Source organism: Pseudonocardia kongjuensis (genome assembly GCF_039526905.1).
Lineage (GTDB): Bacteria > Actinomycetota > Actinomycetes > Mycobacteriales > Pseudonocardiaceae > Pseudonocardia > Pseudonocardia kongjuensis.
The window spans coordinates 270,944-285,125 of record NZ_BAAAJK010000001.1 but is presented as its reverse complement, the minus strand read 5'-3'; the positions used below and the strand labels follow the sequence as shown (position 1 = coordinate 285,125).

The 14,182-nt window shown below is 75.2% G+C and carries 13 protein-coding genes; 4 read left to right on the top strand and 9 right to left on the bottom strand.

Annotated elements, in window-relative coordinates; genetic code table 11:
• Window positions 1–36 precede the first annotated feature (36 nt).
• Window positions 37–1,398 (bottom strand): PQQ-dependent sugar dehydrogenase, encoded by a 1,362-nt coding sequence (locus tag ABD160_RS01325; protein ID WP_344017667.1) that lies wholly within the window; start codon window positions 1,396–1,398, stop codon window positions 37–39.
• A gap of 65 nt (window positions 1,399–1,463) precedes the next feature.
• Between ABD160_RS01325 and ABD160_RS01320 the strand changes: the two genes are divergently transcribed.
• Window positions 1,464–1,856, top strand: a complete 393-nt coding sequence (locus ABD160_RS01320) for an SRPBCC family protein (RefSeq protein ID WP_344017666.1) — start codon at window positions 1,464–1,466, stop codon at window positions 1,854–1,856.
• Here ABD160_RS01320 and ABD160_RS01315 read toward each other — a convergent pair.
• Genes ABD160_RS01315 through ABD160_RS01305 form a run of 3 tightly spaced genes read right to left on the bottom strand, consistent with a single transcriptional unit; the run spans window position 1,802 to window position 5,099 of the window.
• Complete coding sequence (locus ABD160_RS01315; RefSeq protein WP_344017665.1) at window positions 1,802–2,680, bottom strand: alpha/beta fold hydrolase; 879 nt, start codon at window positions 2,678–2,680, stop codon at window positions 1,802–1,804. The genes ABD160_RS01320 and ABD160_RS01315 overlap by 55 nt on opposite strands.
• Complete coding sequence (locus ABD160_RS01310; protein WP_344017664.1) at window positions 2,677–3,540, bottom strand: SDR family NAD(P)-dependent oxidoreductase; 864 nt, start codon at window positions 3,538–3,540, stop codon at window positions 2,677–2,679. The genes ABD160_RS01315 and ABD160_RS01310 overlap by 4 nt, the downstream gene beginning before the upstream one ends.
• Window positions 3,537–5,099, bottom strand: a complete 1,563-nt coding sequence (locus tag ABD160_RS01305; RefSeq protein WP_344017663.1) for a flavin-containing monooxygenase — start codon at window positions 5,097–5,099, stop codon at window positions 3,537–3,539. Before ABD160_RS01305 ends, ABD160_RS01310 begins: the two co-directional genes overlap by 4 nt.
• 119 nt (window positions 5,100–5,218) lie before the next feature.
• Between ABD160_RS01305 and ABD160_RS01300 the strand changes: the two genes are divergently transcribed.
• Complete coding sequence (locus tag ABD160_RS01300) at window positions 5,219–6,232, top strand: AraC family transcriptional regulator (protein WP_344017662.1); 1,014 nt, start codon at window positions 5,219–5,221, stop codon at window positions 6,230–6,232.
• A gap of 7 nt (window positions 6,233–6,239) precedes the next feature.
• Here the strand turns inward: ABD160_RS01300 and ABD160_RS01295 are convergent, their stop codons facing one another.
• From ABD160_RS01295 to ABD160_RS01280, 4 genes are all read right to left on the bottom strand, one after another.
• Window positions 6,240–7,262, bottom strand: coding sequence for a Rieske (2Fe-2S) protein (locus tag ABD160_RS01295; protein ID WP_344017661.1), 1,023 nt, complete (start codon window positions 7,260–7,262; stop codon window positions 6,240–6,242).
• Between the two features lie 20 nt (window positions 7,263–7,282).
• Complete coding sequence (locus ABD160_RS01290; protein WP_425563562.1) at window positions 7,283–8,887, bottom strand: FAD-dependent oxidoreductase; 1,605 nt, start codon at window positions 8,885–8,887, stop codon at window positions 7,283–7,285.
• Window positions 8,884–9,663, bottom strand: coding sequence for a class I SAM-dependent methyltransferase (locus ABD160_RS01285; protein ID WP_344017660.1), 780 nt, complete (start codon window positions 9,661–9,663; stop codon window positions 8,884–8,886). The genes ABD160_RS01290 and ABD160_RS01285 overlap by 4 nt, the downstream gene beginning before the upstream one ends.
• A 93-nt stretch (window positions 9,664–9,756) precedes the next feature.
• Complete coding sequence (locus tag ABD160_RS01280) at window positions 9,757–10,881, bottom strand: polyprenyl synthetase family protein (protein ID WP_344017659.1); 1,125 nt, start codon at window positions 10,879–10,881, stop codon at window positions 9,757–9,759.
• 189 nt (window positions 10,882–11,070) lie between these two features.
• On the opposite strand from ABD160_RS01280, the gene ABD160_RS01275 reads away from it, so the two are divergent.
• The gene (locus ABD160_RS01275) at window positions 11,071–11,775 is read left to right on the top strand and encodes a GntR family transcriptional regulator (protein ID WP_344017658.1); all 705 of its coding nucleotides are present in this window, start codon (window positions 11,071–11,073) and stop codon (window positions 11,773–11,775) included.
• A 9-nt stretch (window positions 11,776–11,784) separates the two neighbouring features.
• On the opposite strand, the gene ABD160_RS01270 is transcribed toward ABD160_RS01275, so the two are convergent.
• A complete protein-coding gene (locus tag ABD160_RS01270; RefSeq protein WP_344017657.1) occupies window positions 11,785–12,210 on the bottom strand; it encodes a hypothetical protein in 426 nt (141 codons plus the stop codon).
• Window positions 12,211–12,371: 161 nt separating this feature from the next.
• Here ABD160_RS01270 and ABD160_RS01265 point away from each other — a divergent pair, with 161 nt between their 5' ends.
• Window positions 12,372–14,177, top strand: coding sequence for a gamma-glutamyltransferase family protein (locus ABD160_RS01265; RefSeq protein WP_344017656.1), 1,806 nt, complete (start codon window positions 12,372–12,374; stop codon window positions 14,175–14,177).
• The last annotated feature ends 5 nt before the right edge of the window (window positions 14,178–14,182 follow it).

The following is a 14,182-nucleotide window of genomic DNA, read 5'->3' as shown; positions in this document are numbered from 1 at the left end:
TTCCCGATCGTGGATCATCGGCCGGACGAGCGGGGCTCAGGCGGGCGGGGCGAGGCGGTAGACGGCGCCGGCGTCGTCGTCGGTGATGTAGACGGCCCCGTCCGGACCGGGGACCGCGGCGACCGGCCGCCCCCAGCGCGCCCCGGACGGGTCCTGGAACCCGCCGACCAGCGTCTGCTGCGGGCCCATCCGGCCCTCGGCGTAGGGGAAGTAGGAGACCTCGGGGGCACGCGGCGGATCGGCGTTCCACGAGCCGTGCACCCCGGCGAGCGCACCACCGGTGTACGGGGCGGGCAGCTCCCCGTCGGTGAACGCCAGGCCGAGCGGGGCGGAGTGCGCCGGGAACGCCTGTTCCATCGGCGCGAGCGTCGCGCAGTCGAGCTCGCTCCCGCCGGGATTGAGCTCGGCGTCGGGCACCATCGGCACGTCGGTGAGGTCCTGCGGGCTGCCCTGCACGCCGGGCTGGGTGTCCGGGTCGGGATTGCAGTAGGGCCAGCCCAGGTTCCGGCCCGCGGTGAGCCGGGCCAGGGGTTCCGCGGGATGCGCGGTCACGTACTGGTTGATCACGTCGCCGAACGACGAGCCGGACGCGTCGCCGTAGGGCCGGTCGTAGGGATAGGGGACGTTGTCGCGGCCGTTCACCGCGGTCCAGACGGCGCCGTCCGGGGCGACCGCCAGCCCGGTGCCGTTGCGGACCCCGACCGCGAACGGTTCGGCAGGCCCGCCGCCCGGCGGGATCCGCAGGATCGAGGCCCGCGGTGGCGTCGCGGCGAGATCCTCGACCGAGATGTTGCCGGTGGAGCCGATCGAGACGTAGAGCGCGCCGTCCGGTCCGGCGGCGACCGACTTCAGCTCGTGGCCGTAGGCGCCGCGCAGGTCCGGGCTGTTGGCGTCCGGCAGCCCGTCGGCGACGACCCGCGGCCCGGTCGCGGCACCGCCGGCGTAGTCGTAGGACACGACCCGGTTGCTCTCGGCGACGTGCAGCGTCGAGCCGTCCGGGGAGAACGCCAGGCCGTGCGGCTGGGTGAGCCCGTCGAGCAGGCTGCGCTGCGCGCCGTCCGGGGTCAGGAGGAGCACCCGCCCGTCGTCCGGGACCGAGACGAGCAGGTTCCGGTCCGGCGTCCACACGGCGAGCCGGGCGTTCGGGACCCTGGCGAACACCGACAGCGTCCAGCCCGGCGGGACGAGCGCCTCCCGCGGCTGGTCCAGCGGGGCGTCCCCCAGCCCGGGCGGGACGTCCAGCGGGACCGGCACCAGCTCGGCGGCCGCCGCGGCGACCGGCGCCTCGTTCCCGGAGACCGCGTTCGTCACCGGGTTCGGGCCGGCCCCGCAGGCCGCCAGCAGGGGCAGGACGGTCAGCGCGGCGATCCACGCCCCACGCAACGGTGCACTCCGCATCACCCGGACGGTACGGGCCGCCCGGCCCGGCTGCGCGACGGCCCGCGGGGGCGCAGGATCGGTGGATGCGCCTGACCCTGCACGCCCGCGGCCCGCAGCCCGCCGACGAGGTGTGGGAGCGCTACGCGGTCCCCGCCCGCTGGCCGGAGTGGGCGCCGCTGATCACCGGGGTCGACTGCCGCGACGACCGGATCCGCACCGGCTCCACCGGCGCGGTGCGCGGCCCGTTCGGGGTGCCGCAGGTGCGGTTCACGGTGACCGAGCTGGACGAGCGGCTCGGCACCTGGGCGTGGGACGTGGCGCTCGGCCCGGTCCGGCTGTCGCTGGACCACGGCGTGCGCCCGTCCGGCGGCGGCACCCGGACCTGGCTGACGATCGAGGGCCCGGCCGCCGCCGTACTGGGCTACGCGCTGCCGGCGCGGGCGTCGCTGGAGATGCTGGTGCGGCGCCCGGCCTGACCGATGTGCTCCAGGGCGAGCGCGGCGAACCGCTCCGGCACCTCGATCTGCGGCATGTGCCCGACCCGGCCGAACACGTGCGTGGTGACCTGCGGCAGCGCGCGGGCGGCGGTCCGCAGCTGGGAGACCGGCAGGATCAGGTCCCGCTCGCCCCAGACGACCAGGGTCGGCTTCGGGGCCTTCGCCGCGGCGGCGAGCAGCGCGGACCGCCAGCCGGCCCGCACCCCGCGCACGGTGCCGAGCTCGGTGATCATCTCCAGGAAGGTCTGCGCGAACTCGGGCCGGGCGGCGATCTCCATGGCCCGCGCGACCCGCTCGTCGGTGACCAGCGCCGGATCGACGAACAGCGACCGCTCGGTGCGCCGGATCGCGCGCTCGTCCATCCGGCCGAGCAGGAACCGGCCCAGCAGCGGCACGCCGAGCACCCGCAGCGCGGGCGTCACCTCGGTGCCGAACCCGGCCGGGTCGGCCAGCACCAGGGTGGCGACCCGGTCCGGCGCCCGGGTGGAGAGCAGCAGCGCGACGGCGCCGCCGAGCGAGTTGCCCATCACGTGCGCCGGCCGGGTCTCGCCGAGCGCGTCCAGGGTGGCCAGCGCGGTGTCGGCGAGCCGGGCCAGGGTGGCCGGCCCGTCCGCGCGGCCGGAGTACCCGAAGCCGGCGAGGTCCGCGGCGATCACCCGATGGCCGGACAGCAGGGCGTGCTGGTCGTCCCAGTCCTCCAGGCTGCGGCCGATGCCGTGCAGCAGCAGCACCGGCTCGCCCGCCGGGTCGCCGGACTCGCGGACCCGGATCCGGGCGCCACCGGCGTCGACGAAGCGGGTCATCGGGCGGCCGCCGTCCGCTGTGCCCGCCCGGCCGAGCCGAGCAGCCGGGAGAGCAGCTTCAGGCCGTTCACCGGGGCGAGCCGGGCCAGCGCGTCGGGGACCTTCGCGCTGATCCCGATCAGCAGCCGCGGGCGGCGCTTCTCGATGGCCTCGACGATCTGCTCGGCGGCCCGGTCGGCCGGGAACGTCAGCAGCTTCTGGAAGTCCCGCTTGCCCTTCGCGGCCTCGTCGGCCGGGATGTTGACGCCGACCCGGGCGGACTCGGCGATCCCGGTCGCGATGCCGCCCGGGTGCACGGTGGTCACCGTGGTGCCGGACGCGGCGAGCTCGCCGCGCAGCACCTCGGAGAAGCCGCGCAGCGCGAACTTCGACGCGCAGTACGCCGACTGGCCGGGCGGCGCGATCAGCCCGAACAGGCTGGAGACGTTGACGACGTGCCCGCCGGGGCGCGCGGTCAGCGCGGGCAGCAGGGCGTGCGTGAGCCGCACCGGGGCCCGGAAGTTGACGTCCAGCACCCAGTCGAACTCGTCGAGGGTGAGCCGGGCGAAGTCGCCGCCCAGCGCGACGCCGGCGTTGTTGACCAGCAGCCGGATCTCCGGGTGCCCGGCGCGGATCCGGCCGGCGAGCGCGTCCACCGCGTCCCGGTCGGCCAGGTCGACGGTCTCGGTGGTCACCGACAGCCCGGGGTGCGCGGCCCGGACGGTGCCGGCGACCGCGTCGAGCCCGGGGCCGTCCCGGTCGACCAGCACGAGATCGCTGCCGCGCTCGGCGAGCAGCCGGGCGATGTGCGCGCCCATGCCGCCGGCCGCCCCGGTGACGACGGCGGTGCCCTCGGCGAAGCGGAACGGTGTGCGGCTCATGACGCGAGCTCCTTCTCGGTCGGGGTGTCGGCGGCGATCCCGGCCTCGGACGGCGCGGTGACGGCGGCCGAGCGCTGCCCGACCGCGGACGCCGGGGTGAGCAGCATGTCCTTCTCCAGGTCGGCCCGGCCGAGGCCGATGGCGTCGAGGAAGAAGTTCTGCCGCAGCCGCCACGGGTCCTTGCGGCCCTGCCGCGGGAACAGGTGCTCGGAACGCTTGACGTAGCCGGAGGCGAGATCGAGCAGCGGCCGGTCCGGCGACACGGTCGGCGCCGGCGTCGCGACTGCGATGCCCCGCCGGTCCATGTGCGCGAGCAGCCGCGGCACGTAGCGGGCGACCAGGTCGGCGCGCAGCGTCCAGGACGCGTTGACGTAGCCGATGCAGAACGCCAGGTTCGGCACGCCGGAGAGCATCAGGCCGCGGTAGGTGACCGTCTTGCCGATGTCGACCTGCTCGCCGTCGACCCGGATCGTCATGCCGCCCAGCGGCTTGAGCGACAGCCCGGTGGCGGAGACGATCACGTCGGCCGGGAGCTCCTCGCCGGAGCGCAGCCGGATGCCGCGCTCGGTGATCCGGTCGATGTGGTCGGTGACGACCGAGGCGTCACCGGCGCGGATCGACCGGAAGAAGTCGCCCTCGGGGACCACGCACAGCCGCTGGTCCCACGGCTCGTAGGACGGCGTGAAGTGCTGGTCCACGTAGGACTCGTCCTTGAGGAACCGCAGGGCGAGCCCGCGCAGCACCTTCTTCACCCGCTCCGGGCGGCGCCGGGCGAGCTGGTAGAAGCTCTGGGTGAGCGCGACGTACTGGTAGCGCAGGATGGTGTGCGCGAGCTTCGCGGGCAGGATCCGGCGGAGCCGGTCGGCGACCGGGTCGCGGCTGGGCAGCACGGTCAGGTACGACGGCGAGCGCTGCAGCATCGTGACGTGCTCGGCCTGCTCTGCGAGCGACGGGATCAGCGTGACGGCGGTCGCCCCGGACCCGATGACGACGACCCGCTTGCCGGTGCAGTCGAGGTCCTCGGGCCAGAACTGCGGGTGCACCCAGGTGCCGGTGAAGTCCTCCCGGCCGGGGAACTCGGGCTGGTAGCCGCGGTCGTAGTCGTAGTAGCCGGAGCACATGAACAGGAACGCGCAGGTGTAGCGGCGGGGCCCGTCGGCGGTCTCGGTGTCGACGGTCCAGCGGGCGGTGGCCGAGTCCCAGGAGGCGCCGACGACCTTGGTGCCGAACCGGATGTGGTCGCGGACGCCGTACTGGTCGGCGGTCTCGCCGATGTAGCGGCGGATGTCGGCGCCGTCGGCGATCGACTTGGGCTCGCGCCACGGCCGGAACGGGTAGGCGAGGGTGAACATGTCCGAGTCCGAGCGGATGCCCGGATAGCGGAAGAGGTCCCAGGTGCCGCCGAGGTCGGCCCGGCCCTCCAGGATCGCGTAGTCCTTGCCGGGCAGCTCCTGCTGCAGGCGGCACGCGGCGCCGATGCCGGACAGGCCGGCACCGACGATGATCACGTCCCGGTGCTCGGTCCCGGCGGGGTTGCTGGGCTGTGTCCCGGAAGTCACGGGCGGCCTCCCTGTCGTGGTCGTCTGCGCTGACTGGCCGTGCTGTTCGACGTCGATACTGCCTGAAACCTACCGCGGGTAACTTGACCTCGTGCGACAACAACTTAACCTCGGGCGCCATGGAGACGGGATCCCTCACCCGGGCGAGAGCGCTGCGCGGCCTGCCCGAGCTCGTCGGTGAGCTGGGGGGCGACGGGCCCGCGCTGTTCGCCCGGTTCCGGATCCCGGTCGCCGCCGTGGACGGGGCCGATCCGGACGCGCTGGTCCCGACCCGCTCGCTGGGCCGGGTGCTGGAGACCGCCGCCGGCGAGCTGTCCTGCCCGGACCTGGGGCTGCGGCTGGCCGAGCGGCAGGGCCCGGAGATCCTCGGGCCGCTGGCGGTCGCCGTGCAGAGCTCGGCGACCTTCGGCGACGCGCTGGACTGCGCCTCGCGCTACCTGTACGTGCACAGCCCGGTGCTGACGGTCGGCACGGTGCCGGACCCGGAGGCCGCGCCGGGGGTGACCGGGCTGGAGTACGGCAGCACCGAACCGATGCCGCCGCAGGTCGCCGACCTGGGGATCGGGGTGCTGCACCGGATCGTGCGGCTGCTCGCCGGCGGCGCCTACGGCCTGCGGTCGGTGCACCTGCCGCATCCGCCGCTGGCCGCGCTGGACCGCTACCGCGACTTCTTCGACGCCGACGTCCGGTTCGACCGGCCGGCGGCGGTGCTGCGGGTCCCGGCCGACCTGGTCCGGCGGCCGCTGGCCGGGGGCGGCGACGAGATCGTGCGGGCGATCGCGATCGACTACCTGGAGACCCACTTCGACCGCCCCGGCCGGACGGTCGCCGACCGGGTCCGGACCGCCGTCGACCGGTCGCTGGGCAGCGGACCGGTCCGGGTCGGCGCGGTCGCCCGGCTGCTGCGGGTGCACCCGCGCACCCTGCAACGGCACCTGGCGGGCGAGGGCACCACCTTCGAGCAGATCGTCGACCAGGCGCGCCGCGACCTGGCCGAGCGCCTGATCACCCGCACGGACCTGCCGTTCACCCAGGTCGCGGGCATGGTGGGGCTGGCGGAGCAGTCGGCGCTGACCCGCTCGGCGCGGCGCTGGTTCGGCGCGCCGCCGCGGGAGCTGCGCCGGCGGGCGTGACCGGCGCTCAGCCGGTCCGGGTGCGCATCTCGTAGCGCCGCTCGGCGTAGTCCAGGTCGTCGCGCCACAGCTTCGTCGCGGCGGCCGCCATCGCCGGCCGGATGGCCGGGGCGAGCCGGGACGCGATCGCGAACCCGGGCCGGTCCGATCCGGCGACGACCGCCTCGACCACCGACGTCCGCGGCCGGCCGTCGCGGCCCGGGCCGCGCGGCGTCGCGTGCGTCTCGACGACGCTGCCGACGCCCTCGCCGTCCACGATCCGCATGACCACGGTGCGCGGCTCCGGGCAGACGAACTCGGCCTGCACCGGCACCCCGACCCGCGGCCCGACCTTGAAGGTGACCGTCACCAGGAACCGGTCGTCGTCCTCCTCGATCTCGCCGACGTCGGTGACCTGCGGCGCGGACACGACGTCGAGCCGCTGGAAGGAGTACGGGTGGAACCAGGCCCCGTGCCAGGGGTCGAGCCGGTTGGCGACGATGTCCTCCGGCTCGCAGACGCCGGTCAGCGTGGTCACCGCGTCCAGGGTGCGGCCGGCCGGGCGGGCCGGGACGACGGGCGCGTCGGTCGGGTCCTCGCCGCCGAGCTCGTCGAGCCGGACCCAGACCAGCACGCCGTCGTCGTGCGCCGGGAACGGGACCCAGCCCGGCCCGGAGCGGGTGCCCAGGCGCAGCCCGTGCCAGCGGCACACCAGCTCCCCGCAGTCGACGGCGGCGAGCGCCATCGGGGCACCCAGGTGCGGGCAGGCGCCCGGGCCGACCCGCACCGTCCCGGTGGTGTCCCGCCAGGCGACCAGCTCGGTCCCGCCGACCCGGGTGCCGAACGGCCGGTCCGCCCGGACCTGCCGGGAGGAGGCGAGCACGAACCAGTTCCCGGACGGCCGGGCCTGGGCCCGCTCCAGCGCGGCGGAGATCAGCTTGGGGTCCGCCCCGGCGTAGGTGGGGCGCTGGCGGGCCCAGTCCGATGGCGGCAGCGGCTGCAGCGGCCAGCTCGCCGGCCAGCGGCTCGAGATCCGGGACAGCAGGCTCATGACGGTTTCCTTCTCACGGGTCAGCGGGAACGCATCGCGTACTCGGCGGCCCGGCGCAGCGGGCCGAACCGGCCACGGGTGGGGACGGTCTCCAGCGGATGGCCGGCCAGCCCCCAGCCGGCGAGCAGCCGGTTCGCGGCCAGCCAGCCGGTGCTCGCGGCCCGTTCCATCAGCGCGACCGGCAGGTCGATCCGGATGCCGTCGCCGGCCAGCACCAGGCCGTCGACCGGGGTGACGACGCCCGGCCGGCGGGCGAAGTCACCGATCCCGAACATCGGGCAGTCCCGGCGCCACTGCACCAGCTCGCCGACGGCGCGGGCGCCCGCGGTCTCCGGGTAGATCGCGTGCAGCCGGGCCAGGCAGCGGCTGCGCAGCTCGGCGGTCCAGGCCTCCTCGTCGGTCCCGGCGGGGACGGCCGCGGAGTAGGCGTGCAGCTCGACGACCGAGCCGCCGGTGCGGGCCGCCCAGGTCGCCGCGTCGCGCTCGTAGCGGTCCAGCACCGAGATGTTGTCCAGCGGGTCCAGTCCGCCGGTGCCCAGGAACGGCGGCCGGTCCTCGCGCACCGGGCGGTCCAGCCACAGCCGGTACACCAGGAACGGCGGCGCGCTGCCCAGCGCGGCGACGTCCTCCCGCCAGGCGGGCAGCGCGTCCGGCCCGGCGGGCACGGCGGGCGGGCCGTCGCCGGGGCCGAGATCGGACCCGGCGACGATGTCCCGCAGCCCGGGCACGTCCGCGGCGAGGACGACCGCGTCGACCTCGGTACCGCCGGACGAATGATTCACGTGGAACCGTCCACTCGCGACATCGCGCTGGACCGACGACACCCGGGTGCCGGTCCGGAAGCCGACGCCGCGGGCGGTCAGGTAGTGCCGCAGCGGCTCCCACAGGGCGGTGTCGAACCCGTCGTCGGGCACGTCGAACATCAGCCCCTCGGACGAGCCGAGGAAGTAGATGTGGAACATCGTCGCCAGCTCGGCGGCCGACATGGTCGACGGCGGGGCGAAGAAGCTGCGGGAGAACACCTCGAACGCCAGGTGCCGGGCGGCCGGCGGGAAGTTGATCGACTCGAGGAAGGTCTGCGCGTCGACGTCGTCGAGCGCCTCGTAGATCGCCGGTACCGAGACCGCGGCCAGCGGGGCGGCGGCCCGCGGATCGAGCCCGGCCAGGTCGCGCGGCCGGAAGGTGGGGCTGCGCAGCGCGAACAGCACGGCGTTCCACGGCGGGGTGCGGGGCAGGCCACGGAAGGTGTCGCGGCGGCCCTCGGCGTCGATCAGCGGGTAGTCGTCGAGCGCGACCAGCCTGCGCAGGCCCGGATCGGCGCGGCGCAGCAGCGAGCGCAGGTTGTAGTACTGCCGGAAGAACGCGTGGAACCCGCGGCCCATCGACACCGCGGTGCCGTCGGGAAGCCGGTCCGGCCAGGCGCCGACCCGGCCGCCCAGGTAGGGCTCGCGTTCCAGCACCTCGACGACGACGCCGCGCTCGGCCAGCCCGGTCGCCGCGGCCAGCCCGGCGATCCCGCCGCCGACCACCGCGACCCGCGGCCGCCTGCCGAGCAGGCCGGCGTCGCCGAGCCCGTCGGCCGGCGGATGCACGACCCGGCGCGGGTCGGCCGGGGCGACGCTCACCGGCGGGTCCCCAGCACGGTGTGCACCACGCCGTTCTGCCAGCCGGTCATGGTCTCGGAGTGCACGGCGTCGAACCCGGCGGTGCGCAGCCGGTCGCGCAGCCGGCCGATCCCGTCGAAGGTGTTCACGCTGCGCCACAGGTGCCGGTAGAGGGCCGTCTCGCCGGTGGTGAGCCGGCCCAGCGGGACGATCACGCCCCAGCAGACCGCGTGCCAGACCGCCCGGGCCCGCGCCGAGTCGGCGACCGAGTACTCGTGCAGGGCGAGCACGCCGCCGGGGCGGAGCAGGTCGTGGAACCGGCGCAGCTGGGCGTCCGGGTCGTCGAGGTTGCGCAGCAGGTAGGCGGCGAGGATCCCGTCGAACGGCCCGGTCACCCCGGCGTCGGCGAGCGACTCGGCGGTGGAGTGCACGAACCGCACCGAGGCCGGCCACGGCTTCGACCGGGCCCTGGCGAGCATCCCGGCCGAGGCGTCCACCGCGACGATCTCGGCCCGCGGCGCGGCCGCCAGCAGCGCCGCGGTGGAGGCGCCGGTGCCGCAGCCGGCGTCGAGCAGGCGCAGCCCGGCGCCGTCGCGGGGCAGCCGCATCCGGGCGGCCGAGGCGCGCAGGTGGTCGTGGTACCCGGGGTTCATCCCGACCAGCCGGTCGTAGTCGCCCGCGCCGTCGTCGAAGTGCGTGGGGACCTCGTGGCGGGGCAGTCCGGCCCGGCCGACGGTTCCGGTGCGGGCGGGTCCGCCGCCGGGGTTCGGGGTGCTGTCCTCGGTGCTGTCGGCCATGCGCGGGAGCGTAGAACCGGACGTTGAGGACGGCGCGCCGGGGGAGCGGTGATCGGGTCCGGGCCGGACGCCGCCGATCGGGGGCCGCACCGCTCAGGCGATCCGGTCGGCGCAGCGCACGGCCATCGCACGGAGCACCCCGGCGACGTCGTCGGTGAGCCGTCCGTCGCCGACCGCTCCGTCGACCAGCCGCAGCGCGCCCTGCACCCGGGTGCCGATCAGCTCGTCGATCCGGCGGCGGGCGCCGGTGGACTCGATCAGGGCGCGGGCCGCGTCGACGTCGACCGGGGCGTCCCGGTCGGACCCGAGCAGCAGCGCGTCCAACCGGGACCGGACCGACGGGCCGGCCAGCTCCCGGGCCAGCACGACCAGGCTGGTCGCCTTCCGCTCGGTCAGATCGTCGCCGGTCGGCTTGCCGGTGGCGTCGGTGCCGAACACGCCGAGCACGTCGTCGCGCATCTGGAACGCCTCGCCGATCATCGTGCCGTAGTCGCCGAGCAGTGCCAGCAGCTCGTCGTCCGCCCCGGCCATCGCCGCGCCCAGCTCCAGCGGGCGCCGGACGGTGTAGTTGCCGGACTTGCGGCGCAGCACGTCCATCACCTCGTCCAGGTCCGGCACCCGGCGGGCGTCGTTGACCAGGTCGGCGAACTGGCCGACGGCGAGCTCGGAGCGCATCGCGTCGTAGCGCGGCCAGCCGCGGTCGAGCACCGTGGCGGGCAGCCCGCTCTCCCGCATCGCCTGCTCGGCCCACACCAGGCACAGGTCGCCGAGCAGCACGGCCCCGGACTCGCCGAACCGCTCGGCGCTGCCGGACATGCCCTGCGCGCGATGCCAGGCGGCGAGCTGGACGTGCACGGTCGGCCGGCCGCGGCGCTGCACCGAGCCGTCCATCACGTCGTCCTGCAGGAGCGCGAAGGCGTGCAGCAGCTCCAGCCCGGCGAACGCGCCCAGCGCGCCGGGGGAGTCGGGTGCCGCCGCCCGCCAGCCGAGATAGCCGAACATCGACCGCAGGTACTTGCCGCGGCCGACGAAGTCGGCGAGCACGCCGGACACGAACTCGGCGCCCGGCACGGTGTGCACGTGCTCGGCGCAGCGCCGCCGGACGACGTCCGCCACGTGCGCGTGCACCCGGCGGCGGATCTCCTCGGGCCAGCCGGTGCCCGGCGGCACCTGTCCGGCGCGCTCGCGCTGCCTCGCGGGTCCCGTCTCCACGGCCATTGCCACGCCTCCTGCCGGCCGGTCGGTCGACCCGGACGAGGTCCGGGCGCGGCGGGTGCCCGCCGGAACGTCCGAGCGTATGGGCGACAGCGTGATCCTGCCCGGCGGCCACCGGATCGGGAACGACGTCCGGCTGGATTGGATGCAGTACGATCCATCTTGCACTGCTCGACGACCGAGGGGACGCCCGTGACCTCCACTCTGCTCACCGACGACGGCTCCGGCGTCTCCCTCGGCGACCGGGTCGCCGAGGTGCTGCAGAGCCGCATCATCGCCGGTGAGATCCCGATCGGCGCCTGGCTGCGGCACAGCGCGCTGGCCGACGAGTTCGCGATCAGCCGGACCCCGGTGCGCGAGGCGCTGCGCATCCTCGCCGAGCGCGACGTCGTCACCATCGTCCCGAACCGGGGGGCCCGGGTGAACGGCCAGTCGCCCAGCGACATCCGGCTGATCGGTGAGGTCCGCGGTGAGCTGGAGGGGCTGGCCGCCGAGCTGGCGAGCGGCCGGATCGACGACCGGCGCTCGGAACGGCTGGCGGGCGCCTGGGATCACTTCCGTCAGGTCCGGGACGGGAAGGTCGAGGGCGACGTCGCGGCGGTGTGGGCCCGGAGCAACGAGCAGTTCCACTCGGTGATCATCGAGGCGGCCGGGAACCGCTACCTGACCCTGTCGATCGGCGAGCTGCGGCGCCGGCTCCCGCACAACATCTCGTTCGGCGCCTACGCCGGCAACTCCCGGCTGCTCAACCGCAACCTCGAGGAGCACGAGCGGATCGCCGCGGCCGTCCTCTCCGGCGACGGCGCGGCCGCCCGCGAGCTGATGACCGCGCACATCCACACGTCGATCGACGCCGTCGCGGGCTGGCTGGAACGCTCCGGCGGCGGCGGGGCCTGATCCGGCCGGTCAGGCCCCTGCGTCGTCCCGCGCGGCCGGTGTCGACATGCCCGGGTGCGTGGTGTGCCCGCGGTCGTTGGTCTGTGCGTCGAGCGTGACCGGGCTGGGGGAGGGCCCGCCGACCAGCTCGACGATGTAGTGGGTGACCGCGGTGTCGCCGAGGTTGCGGATGCGGTGCGGCGTCATCGGGCCGCCCGAGCCGACGGTCTTGAACATGCAGAAGCCCGGCTCGGCGACCTGGCGCACCGGCCAGCTGTCGCCGTCGGTGATCTCCTGGGCCTCCGCCGTGCCGGGATCCGGCCAGAGCACGAGATGGTCGTGGTGGTGCTGGTGGAAGTCGAACATCCCCCCGGCCTCGAGGGTCATCGACCACACGCGGACCCGGTCGTTCTCGAACAGCAGGGTGTCACCGGGCGTGGGCGGGTAGGTACTCATGAGTGCAAGATATCCGAAAGAGGATGCAATCTGAAGACATCGGCCCACACTTGCCGACGGCCCGATGGGATGCCAAGCTCTCAAATAGCATCCAATCCGGGTGTCGAGATGCCGGACGGGGAGACCATGGGCCACCCAGCACCGAACCCGCGCGACCTGCGATGACCGTTGCCGTCGATCGGTTCACCGCACCACCGACCCACCTGAGCAGGCCGCAGCTGGAGGGGTCGTTCGGGATGTCGGCCACCACCCACTGGGTGTCGACGGCCGTCGCCCAGAGCGTCCTGGAGCGCGGCGGGAACTCGTTCGACGCGGCCGTCGCCGCCGGGTTCGTGATGCACGTCGTCGAGCCGCACCTCAACGGGCCCGGCGGCGACCTGGTCGGCATCGTCGCACCGGCCGGTGCCGAGCCCCGGATCGTGATGGGACAGGGCCCGGCGCCCCGCGACGCGACCATCGAGCGGTACCGCGCGTCCGGCCTGGACTCCGTGCCGGGCGCCGGTGCCCTCGCCGCCGCCGTGCCCGGCGCCGTGGACGCGTGGCTGTGGATGCTGCGCGAGCACGGCAGCTGGGACGTCGCCGACGTGCTGGCCTACGCGATCCACTACGCGGAGACCGGGCAGCCGCTGCTGCGGTCCGCGGCCGACACGATCGCGACGATGGCCGCGCACTTCACCGAGCACTGGCCGACGTCGGCCCGGACCTGGCTGGTCGACGGCCGGGCGCCGGAGCCGGGCACGGTGCTGGGCAACCCGGTCTACGCCCGCACCCTGCGCCGGCTGCTCGACGGCGCCGGAACGGGCGGGCGCACCGCCCGGATCGACGCCGTCCGGTCACAGTGGCGGTCCGGCTTCGTGGCCGCGGCGATCGTCGGGTCCTCCGCGCGGGCACACCGGCACGCCGACGGCCGGGACCGTCCCGGCGTGCTGGCGGCCGCCGATCTCGCCGGGTTCGAGGCGCACGCCGAACGCCCGCTCACGCTGGACTTCCACGGGCACACGGTGGTGAAGGCGCCCTTCTGGTCACAGGGCCCGGTGCTGCTGCAGGCGCTGGCGATCCTGCGGCACGTCGATCCCGCCGACCTGGACCCGTCCACCGAGCGCGGCGTGCACACGATCGTCGAGGCGCTCAAGCTCGCGATGGCCGACCGGGACGCCTACTACGGCGACTCCGCCGACGACCCCGGCGGCCTGCGGGAGCTGCTCACCCCCGGCTACGCGGCGGGCCGGGCCCGGGAGATCACCGACGAGGCGTCCCGCGGGTTCCGGCCGGGGACCCTGCCCGGGCGCACCCCCTACATCCCGCCGCTGCGGTCGGACGACGGCGCCGCCGCCGTGGCGGGCAGCGGCGAACCGACCGTCCGGCTCGACGGGGAGACCCGTGGCGACACCGTGCACATCGACGTCGTCGACCGGTGGGGGAACCTGGTCTCGGTGACCCCGTCCGGCGGCTGGCTGCAGTCCAACCCGACGATCCCCGAGCTCGGGTTCTGCCTGGGCACCCGCTTGCAGATGTCCTGGCTGGACGGCCGCAGCCCGTCGGCGCTGGCGCCCGGGAAGCGGCCCCGCACCACGCTCACCCCGACCGTGCTGCTGCGCGACGGCGTCGCGGTGTCCGCGCTCGGCTCGCCCGGCGGCGACCAGCAGGACCAGTGGCAGCTGCTCTACCTGCTCCGCACGCTCGTCGGCGGCTACACACCGCAGGAGGCGATCGACTCGCCGATGTTCCACACCACCGCGATCGCCGGGTCGTTCTGGCCGCGGCACTGGACGCCGGCCGGCCTGGTGATCGAGGAGCGGATCGGCGCCGGGGTGATCGAGGGACTGCGCCGCCGGGGACACGACGTCACCGTGTCCGGGCCCTGGTCGCTGGGCAGGCTGTCCGCCGTGATCCGGGACCCGCTGACCGGACGGGTCGGCGCGGCGGCGAACCCGCGCGGCGCACAGGGCTACGCGGCCGGTCGATGAGACGG